At 74.9% G+C, this 13,848-nt stretch carries 17 protein-coding genes; 11 read left to right on the top strand and 6 right to left on the bottom strand.

Translation table 11 applies throughout. The features are described 5' to 3' along the window. Positions 1 to 75: 75 nt before the first annotated feature. Entirely contained in the window at positions 76 to 621 is a 546-nt protein-coding gene (locus tag AC5FZL_RS10505) for a hypothetical protein (RefSeq protein WP_493618533.1), read from the bottom strand. A 198-nt stretch (positions 622 to 819) separates the two neighbouring features. Here AC5FZL_RS10505 and AC5FZL_RS10500 point away from each other — a divergent pair, with 198 nt between their 5' ends. The 7 genes from AC5FZL_RS10500 to AC5FZL_RS10470 are packed head-to-tail and all read left to right on the top strand — an operon-like array spanning position 820 to position 7,782. Then, positions 820 to 1,659, top strand: coding sequence for a nitrilase-related carbon-nitrogen hydrolase (locus AC5FZL_RS10500; RefSeq protein WP_493618532.1), 840 nt, complete (start codon positions 820 to 822; stop codon positions 1,657 to 1,659). After that, the gene (gene hydA, locus AC5FZL_RS10495; protein WP_493618531.1) at positions 1,659 to 3,095 is read left to right on the top strand and encodes a dihydropyrimidinase; all 1,437 of its coding nucleotides are present in this window, start codon (positions 1,659 to 1,661) and stop codon (positions 3,093 to 3,095) included. The genes AC5FZL_RS10500 and hydA overlap by 1 nt, the downstream gene beginning before the upstream one ends. Before the next feature lie 14 nt (positions 3,096 to 3,109). Beyond that, positions 3,110 to 4,147, top strand: a complete 1,038-nt coding sequence (locus AC5FZL_RS10490; RefSeq protein WP_493618530.1) for a TIGR03842 family LLM class F420-dependent oxidoreductase — start codon at positions 3,110 to 3,112, stop codon at positions 4,145 to 4,147. After that, positions 4,144 to 5,025, top strand: a complete 882-nt coding sequence (locus AC5FZL_RS10485; protein ID WP_493618529.1) for an ABC transporter permease — start codon at positions 4,144 to 4,146, stop codon at positions 5,023 to 5,025. Before AC5FZL_RS10490 ends, AC5FZL_RS10485 begins: the two co-directional genes overlap by 4 nt. After that, positions 5,022 to 5,822: an ABC transporter ATP-binding protein gene (locus AC5FZL_RS10480; RefSeq protein WP_493618528.1), complete on the top strand. Its 801-nt coding sequence runs from the start codon at positions 5,022 to 5,024 to the stop codon at positions 5,820 to 5,822. Before AC5FZL_RS10485 ends, AC5FZL_RS10480 begins: the two co-directional genes overlap by 4 nt. Beyond that, positions 5,819 to 6,577: an ABC transporter permease gene (locus tag AC5FZL_RS10475; RefSeq protein ID WP_493618527.1), complete on the top strand. Its 759-nt coding sequence runs from the start codon at positions 5,819 to 5,821 to the stop codon at positions 6,575 to 6,577. Before AC5FZL_RS10480 ends, AC5FZL_RS10475 begins: the two co-directional genes overlap by 4 nt. 44 nt (positions 6,578 to 6,621) lie before the next feature. Beyond that, complete coding sequence (locus AC5FZL_RS10470; RefSeq protein ID WP_493618526.1) at positions 6,622 to 7,782, top strand: ABC transporter substrate-binding protein; 1,161 nt, start codon at positions 6,622 to 6,624, stop codon at positions 7,780 to 7,782. A gap of 22 nt (positions 7,783 to 7,804) precedes the next feature. On the opposite strand, the gene AC5FZL_RS10465 is transcribed toward AC5FZL_RS10470, so the two are convergent. From AC5FZL_RS10465 to AC5FZL_RS10450, 4 genes are all read right to left on the bottom strand, one after another. Beyond that, positions 7,805 to 8,758, bottom strand: coding sequence for a GlxA family transcriptional regulator (locus AC5FZL_RS10465; protein ID WP_493618525.1), 954 nt, complete (start codon positions 8,756 to 8,758; stop codon positions 7,805 to 7,807). A gap of 71 nt (positions 8,759 to 8,829) precedes the next feature. Next, on the bottom strand, positions 8,830 to 9,024 hold the full coding sequence (locus AC5FZL_RS10460) for a hypothetical protein (RefSeq protein WP_493618524.1): 195 nt from the start codon (positions 9,022 to 9,024) through the stop codon (positions 8,830 to 8,832). Positions 9,025 to 9,139: 115 nt separating this feature from the next. Further along, entirely contained in the window at positions 9,140 to 9,277 is a 138-nt protein-coding gene (locus AC5FZL_RS10455; protein ID WP_493618523.1) for a hypothetical protein, read from the bottom strand. Between the two features lie 55 nt (positions 9,278 to 9,332). Next, on the bottom strand, positions 9,333 to 9,566 hold the full coding sequence (locus AC5FZL_RS10450; protein ID WP_493618522.1) for a DUF3046 domain-containing protein: 234 nt from the start codon (positions 9,564 to 9,566) through the stop codon (positions 9,333 to 9,335). 101 nt (positions 9,567 to 9,667) lie between these two features. On the opposite strand from AC5FZL_RS10450, the gene AC5FZL_RS10445 reads away from it, so the two are divergent. Further along, positions 9,668 to 10,819, top strand: a complete 1,152-nt coding sequence (locus AC5FZL_RS10445) for a zinc-dependent alcohol dehydrogenase (RefSeq protein WP_493618521.1) — start codon at positions 9,668 to 9,670, stop codon at positions 10,817 to 10,819. Between the two features lie 23 nt (positions 10,820 to 10,842). Beyond that, a complete protein-coding gene (locus AC5FZL_RS10440; RefSeq protein ID WP_493618534.1) occupies positions 10,843 to 11,415 on the top strand; it encodes a hypothetical protein in 573 nt (190 codons plus the stop codon). Between the two features lie 49 nt (positions 11,416 to 11,464). Here AC5FZL_RS10440 and AC5FZL_RS10435 read toward each other — a convergent pair whose 3' ends face one another. After that, positions 11,465 to 12,460, bottom strand: a complete 996-nt coding sequence (locus AC5FZL_RS10435; RefSeq protein ID WP_493618520.1) for an aldo/keto reductase — start codon at positions 12,458 to 12,460, stop codon at positions 11,465 to 11,467. A gap of 92 nt (positions 12,461 to 12,552) precedes the next feature. Between AC5FZL_RS10435 and AC5FZL_RS10430 the strand changes: the two genes are divergently transcribed. After that, positions 12,553 to 12,879 carry a DUF3817 domain-containing protein gene (locus AC5FZL_RS10430; protein WP_493618519.1) on the top strand — a complete coding sequence of 109 codons (327 nt, stop codon included), beginning with the start codon at positions 12,553 to 12,555 and terminating at the stop codon, positions 12,877 to 12,879. 9 nt (positions 12,880 to 12,888) lie between these two features. Next, on the top strand, positions 12,889 to 13,848 hold a 960-nt coding region (locus tag AC5FZL_RS10425; RefSeq protein ID WP_493618518.1), incomplete at its 3' end, for an aldo/keto reductase.

Below are 13,848 nucleotides of genomic sequence, written 5' to 3'. Positions count from 1 at the left end.
GCGCAGCCGGCCAGGAGCAGCCCGGCCGCCAGGGCGGTGACCCACCGGGCGGCCGCGCCGGGCCCGCTGGTCACCTCAGGCCCCCAGGGAGTCGAGGAAGGCCTGCTGCTGGTCCTGCGCCGCGGCGCACGCGGCGTCCGCGCCGCTGGCGCTGCGCTGGGCCAGGGCGTAGTCGTAGTCCGGGGAGGACAGCACGACGTCGAGGAGGGACTGCAGCGCCGAGGCGCACACGCCCATCGCCCCGGCGACGTCGGCGGCCGCCTGGGCGGTGTCGGAGTTGCGCTCGGCCTCCTGCGCGTTGGCCTCGCGCTGGTCGGCGACCTGCGCCTTCTCGTCGGACAGCTCGCGCACCCGCTCGCTCGATCGGGCCAGCTCCTCCTCGACGGCCGCCGCCTGGGCCGTGAGGGCGTCGTGCTGCGCCTGCAGGTCCGCGAGCTGGGCGGAGAGCTGCGTGCGGCGGTCGTCCAGGCGCTCGGCGCGGTCCTGCCAGCTGCCGGCCACCAGGTACAGGTAGGTCGCGGCGGCGAGCGCCAGCACCAGCACCACCGCCAGGGCGGGCAGGAGCCACCCGCGCCGCGACCTGCGCGGCGCCGGGGTCCCGGTCATCTCCAACGGCGTCATGCCACCTCCTCGAGCACCGCCCCATGATGTCCGGCGCCGGCGGGCCGCACCGGCGGTTCGCCGCAGTCGGTGCCGCGCTGCGCCCCCTGAGCCGTCATGCAGCAGCAACACGGCTGGAACGCCAGCGACGCGGGCGCCCCGTTCGCTGTGCCTCCCGCGCCGGCTGGTGCGGGAGAAGCAGCGACCGAGGGAGCCCCGATGCCCCGGACCGTCCGAGCCGCCCTGGTCCAGACCCCCTGGACCGGCGACAAGGAGTCGATGATCAAGGCGCACGAGGAGCACGTGCGCCAGGCCGCCCTCCAGGGCGTGCAGGTCATCTGCTTCCAGGAGCTCTTCTACGGCCCCTACTTCTGCCAGGTGCAGGACGCGAAGTACTACGAGTACGCCGAGAGCGTCCCCGGGCCGACCACCGAGCGCTTCGCGGCGCTCGCGAAGGAGCACGGGATGGTCATCGTGCTGCCGGTCTACGAGCAGGAGCAGCCGGGCGTCCTCTACAACACCGCGGCGGTGATCGACGCCGACGGCACCTACCTGGGCAAGTACCGCAAGACCCACATCCCCCACGTCGAGGGCTTCTGGGAGAAGTTCTACTTCCGCCCCGGGAACCTCGGCTACCCCGTCTTCGACACCGCGGTCGGGCGGGTCGGCGTCTACATCTGCTACGACCGCCACTTCCCCGAGGGCTGGCGCGCGCTCGGCCTCAACGGCGCGGAGATCGTCTTCAACCCCTCGGCCACCTCCCGCGGGCTGAGCAACTACCTGTGGAAGATCGAGGGCACCGCCGCCGCGGTCGCCAACGAGTACTTCGTCGGCGGGATCAACCGGGTCGGCATCGAGGACCTGGGCGACGACGACTTCTACGGCACCTCCTTCTTCGTCGACCCCGAGGCCAAGCCGGTCGGGGAGTACGCCGACGCCCACGAGGCCGAGCTCGTCGTGCGCGACCTGGACATGGACCTCATCACCACCGTGCGCAACCGCTGGGCCTTCTACCGAGACCGGCGTCCGGACGCCTACGGCGACCTGGTCCAGCCCTGATGGCCCCGTCCTCCTCGACCCTCCTCGTCCGCGGCGGCACGGTGGTCTCCACCACCGGCGCCGCCCCGATGGACGTGCTCGTGGACGGTGAGACCATCGCCTCCCTGCACGTGCCCGGCGGCGCCGACGCGCTGGTCGGGCCCGACGCCCGCGTCCTGGACGCCACGGGCAGGCTCGTGGTGCCCGGCGGCATCGACGTCCACACCCACATGCAGCTGCCCTTCGGCGGCACCGAGGCCTCCGACACCTTCGCCACCGGCACGGTGGCCGCCGCGTGGGGCGGCACGACGACGATCGTCGACTTCGCCGTCCAGCGCACCGGCGAGGACGTCGAGGCCGGGCTGGCCGCCTGGCACGCGAAGGCAGCGGGCCAGTGCGCCGTCGACTACGGCTTCCACATGATCCTCGGCGGCGTCGACGAGGCGGCGCTGAAGGCGATGGACCGCCTCGTCGCCACCGAGGGCGTGAGCAGCTTCAAGCTCTTCACCGCCTACCCGGGCGTCTTCTACAGCGACGACGGCCAGATCCTGCGGGCGATGCAGACCGCCCGCGAGAACGGCGCGATGATCATGATGCACGCCGAGAACGGCATCGCGATCGACGTGCTCGCCGCCCAGGCCGCCGCCCGCGGCGAGCTGGGCCCGGTGAACCACGGGCTGACCCGGCCGCCCGTGCTGGAGGGCGAGGCGACCTCCCGGGTCATCGCCCTGGCCGAGGTCGCCGGCTCCACGCCCGTGTACTTCGTGCACCTGTCGGCGTCCCAGGCGCTGGAGGCCGTCGCCCGCGCGCGCGACGCCGGGCGCAACGTCTTCGCCGAGACCTGCCCCCAGTACCTGTACCTGACCCTGGAGGACCAGCTCGGAGCCCCGGGCGACGGCGGCTTCGAGGGCGCGAAGTGGGTCGCCTCCCCGCCGCTGCGCAGCAGGCACGAGCACCACGGCGCCGACCTGTGGAAGGGGCTGCGCACCGACGACCTCGCGATCGTCTCCACCGACCACTGCCCGTTCTGCTACAAGGACCAGAAGGAGCTCGGCCGCGGGGACTTCCGCCGGATCCCCAACGGCATCGGCACCGTCGAGCACCGGATGGACCTCGTCTACCAGGGCGTCGCCGACGGCCAGATCACCCTGGAGCGCTGGGTGGAGACCTGCTCCACCACCCCGGCGCGGATGTTCGGGATGTACCCCCGCAAGGGCGTGATCGCCCCAGGCTCTGACGCCGACCTCGTGCTCTACGACCCGGCGAAGAAGACCCGGATCAGCGCCGCGACGCACCACATGAACCTCGACCACTCCGGCTGGGAGGGCTTCGAGGTCTCCGGCGGCGTGGACACCGTCGTCTCCCGCGGGGAGGTCGTGCTCTCCGGCGGCGTCTTCTCCGGGCGCGCCGGCCACGGCCGGTACGTGCCGCGCGGCCTGTCGACCTACCTGCGCTGAGGAAGAGGACCCCCGTGGACGTCGGCGTCGTGCTGCAGACCGACCCACCCGCCTCCCGCGTGGTGGAGCTCACCGCCCGCGCGGAGCGGGCGGGGTTCTCCCACGCCTGGACGTTCGACTCCCACGTGCTGTGGCAGGAGCCGTTCGTCATCTACAGCGCGATGCTGGCGGCCACGGAGCGGATCGTCGTCGGCCCGATGGTCACCAACCCGGCCACCCGGGAGTGGACCGTGCTGGCCTCGCTGTTCGCCACGCTCAACGAGATGCACGGCAACCGCACGGTCTGCGGGATCGGGCGCGGTGACTCCGCGGTGCGCACCATCAACGGGCGCCCCACCACGCTGGCCGACCTGCGCGGCGCCGTCCACGTCATCCGCGAGCTCGCCAACGGCCGGGAGGTCGAGCACCGCGGCTCACCCGTGCGGCTGCCCTGGGTCACCTCCGGGCAGCTGGAGGTCTGGGTGGCCGCCTACGGCCCCAAGGCGCTCGCGCTGACCGGCCAGGTCGCCGACGGGTTCATCCTCCAGCTCGCCGACCCGGCCATCGCCGCCTGGACCATCGAGCGCGTGCGGGCCGCCGCGGTGGACGCCGGCCGCGATCCCGCAGAGATCCGGTTCTGCGTCGCGGCGCCGGCCTACGTCACCGACGGCACCCCGGCCGGACTGGCCCACGCCCGGGAGCAGTGCCGGTGGTTCGGCGGCATGGTCGGCAACCACGTCGCCGACATCGTCACCCGCTACGGCGCCGACGGCGGCGTGCCGCGAGCGCTGACCGACTACATCGCCGGGCGCACCGGCTACGACTACGCCGAGCACGGCCGCGCGGGCAACAGCCACACGACGTTCGTGCCCGACGAGATCGTCGACCGGTTCTGCCTGATCGGGCCGCCGGCGGCGCAGGTCGAGCGCCTGGAGCAGCTGGCCGAGCTCGGCGTCGACCAGTTCGCGGTCTACCTCCAGCACGACGCGAAGGAGGCGACCCTCGACGCCTACGGCGAGCACGTCGTGCCGGTGGCCGCTGGGCTCGGCCGGGCCGTGGTGGGCAGCCCGTGAGGGGCGCCGGGGCGGTGCGCCGCGTCGCGGTCGTCGTCGCCGCGGTCGCGGCGCTCGCCGCGGCGTGGGAGCTGTACGCCTCCTTCGGGCCGGCCGACGGGGCCGCCGTCGCCGGGGTGCGCCTGCTGCCGCGGGCCGACGAGCGCTCGATGCCGCACCTCGGCGCCGTGCTGTCCGCCCTGGGCGAGCCCGAGGTGGCCGTGCCCGGCGCCCGCACCGTGGGCGAGGCCGTCCTGTCCGGCGCGTGGACGACGCTGCGCCTGGCCCTGGCCGGATGGGCGCTGGGCGCCCTGGTCGGCGCCGCCCTCGCCGTCGCCATGCAGCGGCTGCGCCTGCTCGAGGAGGGCCTGCTCCCCTGGGTGGTCCTGAGCCAGACCGTGCCGATCATCGCCCTCGCTCCGGTGGTCGCCGGCTGGGGCGGCGTGCTCGCGGTGGGCCCGCTGACGTGGACGCCGGCCACCTCCGTGGTGGTGATCAGCGCCTTCCTCGCCTTCTGCCCGGTCGCCGTCGGGCTCCTGCGGGGCCTGCAGGCGCCCTCGGCGCTGACCGAGGAGCTGTTCACCAGCTACGCGGCGTCCTGGCGCCAGCAGGTGCTGCGCCTGCGCCTGCCGGCGTCGCTGCCCTTCCTCGTCCCCGCGCTGCGCCTGGCCGCGGCCCAGGCGGTGGTCGGCGCCATCGTCGCGGAGATCTCCACCGGCACGCGGGGCGGGATCGGCCGGCTGATCATCGAGTACGCCCAGCAGGCCACCAGCTCCCCCGCCCGCATCCACGCCGCGGTCTGGGGCGCCGCCGCCCTGGGCCTGCTCGTCGCCGGCCTCGTCACCCTCGCCGACGTCGCGCTGCGGCGCACGCGCGGCACCTACGGAGGCCCCGCATGACTCCCAGCACCGCGCCGATGGTCCAGGTCCGAGCGCTCACGCAGCGCTTCGCCACCGCGGCGGGCCCCGTCACGGCGCTGGACGGCGTCGACCTCACCGTGGAGCGCGGACAGTTCGTGTCGCTCATCGGGCCCTCGGGGTGCGGCAAGTCGACGCTGCTGCGGGTGGTCGCCGACCTGGTGACCCCCACCAGCGGTGAGGTGGCGGTCGGCGGCAAGAGCGCCGCCCAGGCCCGGCGCGACCAGGACTACGGCATCGCCTTCCAGTCCGCCGGGCTGCTGGAGTGGCGCACGGTCGCCCGCAACGTGGAGCTGCCCCTGGAGCTGCACGGCGTCGGCCGCCGCGAGCGCCGGGCACGGGCGGTGGAGCTGCTCGACCTGGTGGGGCTGGGCGACGTCGCCGGGGCGCGGCCCAGCCAGCTCTCCGGCGGCATGCAGCAGCGGGTGGCGATCGCCCGGGCCCTGGCCGAGTCCCCCTCGCTGCTGCTCATGGACGAGCCCTTCGGGGCGCTGGACGAGATGACCCGCGAGCGCCTGCAGGACGAGCTGCTGCGGATCGCCGCCGCGGCCGGCACCACCGTGCTGTTCGTCACCCACTCCATCCCCGAGGCCGTCTACCTCTCCGACCGCGTCGTGGTCATGTCGGCCCGCCCGGGTCGGATCGCCGCCGTCGTCGACGTCGACCTGCCGAGGGCCGCGGGCACGGACGTGCGCGAGGCGCCGGGGTTCTTCGCCCGCGTCACCGACGTCCGCGAGGCGCTGCGGGGCGCCCCGGTGCGCGCCGGGGCCAGCGCGTGAGGCGCCTGGCGGCCCCGGCCGCGGTGGCGGTGCTGCTCCTGGCGGCCTGGCAGGCGCTCGTCGTGCTCGGCCGGGTGGCCAGCTACGTCCTGCCCTCGCCGCTCGCGATCGCCGGCGCCCTGCGCGAGGTCGGGACGCCGGTGCTGGAGGCCGCTCGCGCCAGCGGGACCAACGCCCTGCTGGGGCTGGTCGCCGGGTCGCTGCTGGCCCTGGTGGCTGCGGCCCTGGCCGCGCGGGTGCGGGTGCTGGACCAGGCGCTGACCCCGCTGGCGGCCGCGAGCGGCGCCATGCCGATCGTCGCCCTCGCGCCGATCTTCGCGACCATGTTCGGCGCCACGAGCTCCCTGCCGCGGCGCCTGGTGGTGACCCTCGTGGTCTTCCTGCCCGTGTTCGTCAACGCGCTGCGCGGGCTGCGCCAGGTCGACCCCGTGCACGCGGACCTCATGCGCAGCTACGCCGCCGGCGGCTGGGCCACCACGCGCGCCGTCCGCCTGCCCGGCGCCCTGCCGCACGTGTTCACCGGGCTGCGCCTGGCCGCCTCGACGTCGGTGATCGCGGCCGTCGTCGCGGAGTACTTCGGCGGCCTCCAGGACGGCCTGGGCTCGCGGATCACCTCGGCCGCCTCCAACAGCGCCTACCCGAGGGCCTGGGCGTACGTCACCGCGGCGTGCGCGCTCGGCCTGCTCTTCTACGCCGCCGCCCTGGTGCTGGAGCGCGTCGCCACCCCGTGGCGCCGCGTGCCGCTCCGGCCCTGAGCCCACCCGCTCCCGCCCCCCGACCCCGCCCCGGAAGGACCCCCGTGAGCCCGACCCGACGCACCGCCCTGACCGTCGCCGCCGCCAGCGCCCTGGCCCTGCTCGCCGCCTGCGGCACCGCCGACGGCTCCGGCTCCGCTGGGGCCGCCGCCACGGAGGAGGGCGGGTCGGGCCTGACCCCGGTGAAGCTCCAGCTCCAGTGGTTCAAGCAGGCGCAGTTCGCCGGCTACCTGGCCGCCGCCGACCAGGGCTTCTACGAGGACGAGGGGCTCGACGTCGAGATCCTCGAGGGCGGCAGCGACATCGTCCCGCAGACCGTGCTGGCCCAGGACCGCGCGGACTACGCCATCGCCTGGGTGCCCAAGGCCCTGGCCTCCCGGGAGCAGGGCGCGGGGATCACCGACGTGGCGCAGGTCTTCCAGCGCTCGGGCACCCTCCAGGTGTCCTTCGCCGACGCCGGCATCACCTCCCCCGCCGACCTCGCGGGCAGGACCGTCGGCAACTGGGGGTTCGGCAACGAGTTCGAGCTGTTCGCAGGCATGACCGAGGCCGGCCTCGACCCCGCCGGCGACGTCACGCTCGTCCAGCAGCAGTTCGACATGAACGCCTTCCTGGCCGGCGACATCGACGCCGCCCAGGCGATGACGTACAACGAGTACGCCCAGATCCTCGAGGCCACCAACCCCGCCACCGGGGAGCTCTTCACCCCCGAGGACCTCACCGTGCTGGACTGGAACGAGGTCGGCACGGCGATGCTCCAGGACGCGATCTGGGCCAACACCGAGCGCCTGTCCTCCGACGAGGAGTACCAGGAGACGACCGTGGCCTTCATCAAGGCCTCCCTCCGGGGCTGGGCGTACTGCCGGGACGAGCCGGAGAGCTGCCGCGACATCGTCGTGGCCTCCGGGTCCACCCTGGGCGCCAGCCACCAGCTGTGGCAGGTCAACGAGGTCAACAAGCTCATCTGGCCGGCGCCCGGGGGCGCTGGCGCCTTCGACGAGGAGGCCTGGGACCGGACCGTCGAGATCGCCCTGGGCACGAAGAACGCCGACGGGCAGACGGTGATCACCCAGGCGCCCGACGAGGAGGCCCACACCACCGAGTACGTCGACCGGGCCATCGCCGAGCTGGAGGAGGAGGGCGTGGACACCACCGGAGACGGCTACACGCCGATCGAGGTGACCCTCAACCCCGGCGGGGAGTGAGCCGGGTCAGCGGCGCCGGGGCTCAGCGCGCCGGGGCCCCGGCGAAGGTGCGGCGGTAGGCCAGCGGCGTCGTCCCCAGCCCGGCGAAGTGGTGGCGCAGCGCCGCGGCGGAGCCCCACCCCACCCGCTCGGCGACCGCGTCCACCGGCAGGTCGGTCAGCTCGAGCAGCTCGCGGGCGCGGGCCAGCCGCTGGCGGTTGACCCAGGCTCCGGGCGAGGTCCCGGTGGCGTCGGCGAAGCGGCGGGCGAAGGTGCGCACCGACATCCGGGCGCGCCGCGCGAGCCGGTCGACGCCGAGGTCCTCGTCCAGGTGCTCCACCGCCCACGCCAGCAGCGGGGCGATGTCGTCGTCCGCGCACGGCGGCAGCGGGGTGGCCACGAACTGGGCCTGGCCGCCGTCGCGGTGGGGCGGGACGACCATCCGGCGCGCCACCGTGGCCGCCGCCGCGGCGCCGAGCTCGGTGCGCAGCACGTGCAGCCCGGCGTCGATGCCCGCGGCGGAGCCGGCGCTGGTCACCACCGGCCCGTCCTCGACGTAGAGGACGCCGGCGTCGACCTCGGCCAGCGGGTACCGGCGCGCGAGCTCGGCCGCGTGCATCCAGTGGGTGGTGCACCGGCGACCGTCGAGCAGCCCGGCCCGGCCCAGGACGAACGCCGCGGTGCAGACGCTGAGCACCCGGGCCCCGCGGGCCACGGCGTCGCGCAGCACGTCGAGCACCGCCTGGGGCACCTCGTCGTCGCGCGCGGCGGGAGCGACCGCGACGAGGTCCGCGGTGGCCGCCCGCTCCAGGCCCAGCCCCACCTCCAGGGCGAAGCCGGCCGAGGTCGGCACGCGCCCGGGGCGCTCGGTGACCACGGCGAAGTCCAGCAGCGGCACGCCGTGCTCGCGGCGGTCGGGCCCGAACAGCTCGCAGAGCACGCCCAGCTCGAACGGCTCCACGCCCGGAGCGACGATGGCGGCGACGGAGGTCAGCACCGCACCAGCGTGGCAGGCGCGTGGCCGCACGTCGATGGTCGTCGACGTCCCGCCACCGCGGGGTCAGGCGGTCAGAAGCGGGGCAGGCGGACGCCGGCGTCGAGCGCGCGGGTCGTCCCGGCGGCGCCGTCCAGCACGAGCACCGCGTGGCGCAGGCCCTCGCGCGCGTCGGCCACGGGCCCGCCGTGCGTCCCGGGCAGCTCCCAGCGCTCACCGCGGCCGGCGGCCCGCGGGCCGATCGGCGGAGGGACGGCGTCCTGCACCACGACCGACCTCCTGTGAACGAGGGCCCGTCGGGCCCGGACCCCCACCCTGCACGGCGCTTCCGCCCTGGTGGGGGATCCCGCGCCTCCTCGGCGCGTCGCGCTCAGCCCCGCGCGCTCAGCCCTGCCCGCCCGGACCGGCGTCGTCCTGCGGCTCGGGGTGGTCGGCGTCCTGCTCGGGGCCGCTGTCGACGGGGGCGCCGGCGTCGGTGGGCAGGAGGGGGCCGCCGCCGGACGGGATCTCGGGAGTGCTCATGGCCGCCCCCTACCCCGCGGGCGGCGGGTCGTGCAGCCCGCGCCGACGGCGCCGCTCAGGCGGGGTGGCCGCGGCGCGCGGGGCGCTGCTGGCCCCAGCGGCGGCTCTCGGGCACGTCCATGTCGTCGCACAGCGCCACCCAGACGTCGCGCGCCGGGACGCCGTCCGCGAGCGCCCGCTCGGCGGTGCGGTCGCCCAGCGCACCGAGGACGAGGTCGGCGGCGAGGGTGCGCGCGTAGGCGGCGCCGAAGACCTCGTCCGCCAGCACCCAGAACTCGCTCAGCCGCACCGGAGGAGTCTGGCACGGGGCGCACGGGGGGTGCCCGCGCTCGGGTTGCCCCCGCGGCCTGCTCGGGGAGACTGGCCGCCACGTCATCGGAGGGGGCAGCAGTGCGCGCGATGGTCTACCGAGGTCCGTACAAGGTGCGGGTGGAGGAGAAGGACGTCCCGCCGATCGAGCACCCCAACGACGCGATCGTGCGGGTCACCCGCGCCGCCATCTGCGGCTCCGACCTGCACCTCTACCACGGGCTGCTCCCCGACACCCGGGTCGGGACGACCTTCGGCCACGAGTTCATCGGCGTGGTCGAGGAGGTCGGCTCCTCGGTGCAGCGGCTCAAGCGGGGCGACCGCGTCATGGTGCCGTTCAACATCTACTGCGGCTCCTGCTTCTACTGCGCGCGCGGGCTGTACTCCAACTGCCACAACGTCAACCCCAACGCCACGGCCGTGGGCGCCATCTACGGCTACTCCCACACCACGGGCGGGTACGACGGCGGCCAGGCCGAGTTCGTCCGGGTGCCGTTCGCCGACGTCGGCCCGGCGCTGATCCCCGACTGGATGGACGACGACGACGCCGTCCTGCTCACCGACGCCCTGGCCACGGGCTACTTCGGCGCCCAGCTCGGCGACATCGTCGAGGGTGACGTCGTGGTGGTGTTCGGGGCGGGCCCGGTGGGCCTGTACGCGGCGAAGTCCGCGTGGCTCATGGGCGCCGGGCGCGTCATCGTGGTCGACCACCTCGACTACCGGCTGGAGAAGGCGCGCACGTTCGCCCACGCCGAGACGATCAACTTCACCGAGCACGACGACCTCGTCGTCCACATGAAGCGGATCACCGGCCACCTGGGAGCGGACGTCGCGATCGACGCGGTGGGCGCGGAGGCGGACGGCAACTTCCTCCAGCACGTCACCTCGGCCAAGCTCAAGCTCCAGGGCGGCTCGCCGGTGGCGCTGAACTGGGCGATCGACTCGGTGCGCAAGGGCGCCACCATCTCGGTGATGGGCGCCTACGGGCCGATCTTCAGCGCGGTCAAGTTCGGCGACGCCCTCAACAAGGGGCTGACGCTGAACATGAACCAGACGCCGGTCAAGCGCCAGTGGCCGCGCCTGTTCGAGCACATCCGCAACGGCTACCTCAAGCCCAGCGACATCGTCACCCACCGCGTCCCGCTGGAGCACATCGCCGAGGCGTACCACATGTTCTCGGCCAAGCTCGACGACTGCATCAAGCCGATCATCGTCATGGAGGAGCCCGCATGAGCGCCGAGGCAGACCGGCCGACCATGACCTACACCTCCGCCAAGCCGCCCCTGCCGGAGACGCCCGAGCAGCTGCGCGCCCGGATCCCCGGCTGGGGCGCCGACCTGGACCCCCAGGACCGCCCGGCGGTGCCCCAGGAGCGGTTCGACCCCGGGGCCACCGGCGCCCACTGGGACTTCCCCGAGCGCCAGCCCGAGCGCTACCCGCGGGAGCGCTCGATCGAGCACGGCATGCTCACCCCCGTCTTCGGGACGGCGGCGCCGCTGCACGGCCTGTCGGGCGCGGTGCGCCGCTACGCCTACCGGTACGGCGAGGGCCGCGCCGCGCACTGGCTGCTGCTCATCGCCGGCGACCGCATCGACGCCGTGGAGAGCCACCTGCGCTCGTTCGCGACCCTGCGCCCGGACAACCCGATCACCGAGACGGGCGTGCTCAGCGAGGCCCGCCGCCACGGCGTCTCCTCGCGGTTCGGGCGCGGCCGCGCGGACGTGAACCACCAGTGGGTCGACCCCTTCCTGGTGGCCGGCCCGTGGGTCGCGGCCGGCGCGGCGACCTTCCTCGGCGCGCGGGCGCTGGTCCGGCGCGCCCGGAGCTGACCGCCCGCCCCGGGACCGTCCCGGGACCGCCCGGGGCCGCCCCGGGCGGTCAGCTCCGGGGCGTGGGCGCGTCGGCGCGCAGCAGGCCCTGGGCGCGCAGGTCGTCCCACAGCGCGGTGGGCACGGGGGCGGCGTGGAGGTCCACGTCGGCCTGCAGCTCCTCCGCGCTGCTCACGCCCACCGCGACGCTGGCGATGCCGGGGTGGGCCAGCGGCAGCTGCAGCGCCGCCGCGGGCAGCGTGGTGCCGTGCTCGCGGCACACCGCCGCGAGCCGGCGGGCGCGCTCGAGCACGTCCGCGGGCGCTGGTGCGTAGCCGTAGGTGGCGTCGGCCGCGGGCTCGGGCCGGGCGAGCAGGCCGCTGTTGAAGACGGCCGCGGCGACCACCGCGACGCCGCGCTCCTGCGCCGCGGGCAGCAGGTCGTCCAGCGCCGGCTGCTCCAGCAGCGTGTAGCGCCCGGCGCACATGACGAGGTCGACGTCGGTCTCGCGCACGAAGCGGGTGAGCATGGCGGTCTGGTTCATGCCCGCGCCGATCGCCCGCACGACGCCCTGCTCGCGCAGCTCGACCAGCGCGGGCACCGCCTCGGCGGCCGCCTGCTCCCAGTGCTCGTCGGGGTCGTGGACGAAGACGACGTCGACGGAGTCGGTGCCCAGGCGCTGCAGGCTCTCCTCGAGCGAGCGCAGGACGCCGTCGCGGCTGAAGTCCCACACGCGGCGCAGGTCGGCGGGCACGTCGAACACCGGGAGGTCGCTGCGTCCGGCGCCCTCGGGGTCGGGCACGAGCAGGCGGCCGACCTTGGTCGACAGCACGTACTCCTCGCGCGGCCGGTCGGCGAGCGCCTGCCCCAGTCGCCGCTCGGCCAGGCCCAGCCCGTAGTGGGGGGCGGTGTCGAAGACCCGGATGCCGGCGTCCCAGGCGGCGTCGACGGTGCGGTGCGCCTCGGCGTCCGTGCTGGCGCGGTAGAGGTTGCCGAGCCCCGAGGTGCCCAGGACGAGCTCGGTGAGCTCGACGCCGCTGCGCGGGAGGGTGCGTCGGGGGAGCATGCGGGCGAGCGTAGGGCGCAGCGGTGTGAGGTGCCGCACCACCGTCGCGGCGCCCCGGCCCCGCGGGCGCGCGGACGTGGTTGGCTCCGGGCATGACGGAAGATCGACAGCGCCTGGCGCGGCGGGTCTTCGCCGCGGTCGCCGTGCTCGAGGCCCTCACCTGGCTCGGCCTGCTCGTGGGCATGTGGCTGAAGTACGTCTCCGACACCACCGAGGCCGGCGTGCACCTGTTCGGACCGCTGCACGGCGGGGCCTTCGTGCTCTACGTGCTCACGGCGCTGGTCGCCTCCCGCGTCCTGCGGTGGTCCCGAGGCGTCACGCTGCTGGCCCTGGCGGCCAGCGTGCCACCGCTGGGCACGCTGGTCTTCGAGCTGTGGCTCGCGCGCACCCGGCGCGCCCCGGCGGCCGCGCTGGGGTAGGCAGTCCCCATGGAGCACAGGAGCCTGGGCAGGACCGGCATGACGGTCTCGGAGATCGGCTACGGCGCGTGGGGCATCGGCGGGTCGATGTGGCTGGGCGCGCAGGAGGACGAGTCGCTGCGCGCGCTGGCCCGCGCCGTCGAGCTGGGCGTCGACTTCATCGACACGGCGCGCGGCTACGGCGAGAGCGAGCGGATCGTCGGCCGCTTCCTGCGCGAGCACGGTGGCGACGGCGTCCGCGTCGCCACCAAGGTGCCGCCGAAGAACATGCGGTGGCCCGCCCCGTCGGGCATCGACCCCGCCGAGGCCTTCCCGGGTGAGCACGTCCGCGCCAGCCTCGAGACGAGCCTGCGCGAGTCGGGCCTCGAGGCCTTCGACCTGCTGCAGTTCCACGTCTGGAGCGACGACTGGGTCGGCCGCGGCGACTGGCTCGAGACCGTGCAGGCCCTGAAGTCCGAGGGCAAGATCCGCGCCTTCGGCGTCTCGATCAACGACCACCAGCCGGGCAACGGCGTCGAGCTCGTCCGCAGCGGCGTCGTCGACACCGTCCAGGTGATCTACAACGTCTTCCACCAGGAGCCGGCGGAGGTGCTCTTCCCGGCCTGCGTCGAGGCCGGCGTGGGCGTGATCGTGCGCGTGGCCCTCGACGAGGGGGCCCTGACCGGCGCGATCACGCCGGAGACGACCTTCCCCGAGGGCGACTGGCGCCACGGGTACTTCGGCGGCGACCGCCGGCAGCAGGTGGCCGACCACGTGCAGGCGCTCGTCGACGACCTGGGGATCGGCGTCGACGAGCTGCCCGACGTCGCGCTGAGGTTCGTCCTCGCGCAGGAGGCCGTCTCCACGGTGATCGTCGGCATGCGCAGCGTCCGCAACGCCGAGCGCAACGCGGCCACGAGCGACGGCCGCCCGCTGAGCGCCGAGCAGCTGGAGGTCCTCGCCCGCCACCGCTGGGAGCGCAACTTCTAC

Source organism: Quadrisphaera sp. DVD1 (assembly GCF_058932755.1).
Note: the sequence above shows the minus strand (reverse complement) of the source record. Positions and strands in the feature narration are given on the sequence as shown.

Coding starts and splice junctions, on each gene's coding strand:
- AC5FZL_RS10505 (WP_493618533.1), bottom strand. CDS start 621: ATGACGCCGTTGGAGATGACCGGGACCCCGGCGCCGCGCAGGTCGCGG.
- AC5FZL_RS10500 (WP_493618532.1), top strand. CDS start 820: ATGCCCCGGACCGTCCGAGCCGCCCTGGTCCAGACCCCCTGGACCGGC.
- hydA (WP_493618531.1), top strand. CDS start 1,659: ATGGCCCCGTCCTCCTCGACCCTCCTCGTCCGCGGCGGCACGGTGGTC.
- AC5FZL_RS10480 (WP_493618528.1), top strand. CDS start 5,022: ATGACTCCCAGCACCGCGCCGATGGTCCAGGTCCGAGCGCTCACGCAG.
- AC5FZL_RS10455 (WP_493618523.1), bottom strand. CDS start 9,277: ATGAGCACTCCCGAGATCCCGTCCGGCGGCGGCCCCCTCCTGCCCACC.
- AC5FZL_RS10440 (WP_493618534.1), top strand. CDS start 10,843: ATGACCTACACCTCCGCCAAGCCGCCCCTGCCGGAGACGCCCGAGCAG.
- AC5FZL_RS10435 (WP_493618520.1), bottom strand. CDS start 12,460: ATGCTCCCCCGACGCACCCTCCCGCGCAGCGGCGTCGAGCTCACCGAG.
- AC5FZL_RS10430 (WP_493618519.1), top strand. CDS start 12,553: ATGACGGAAGATCGACAGCGCCTGGCGCGGCGGGTCTTCGCCGCGGTC.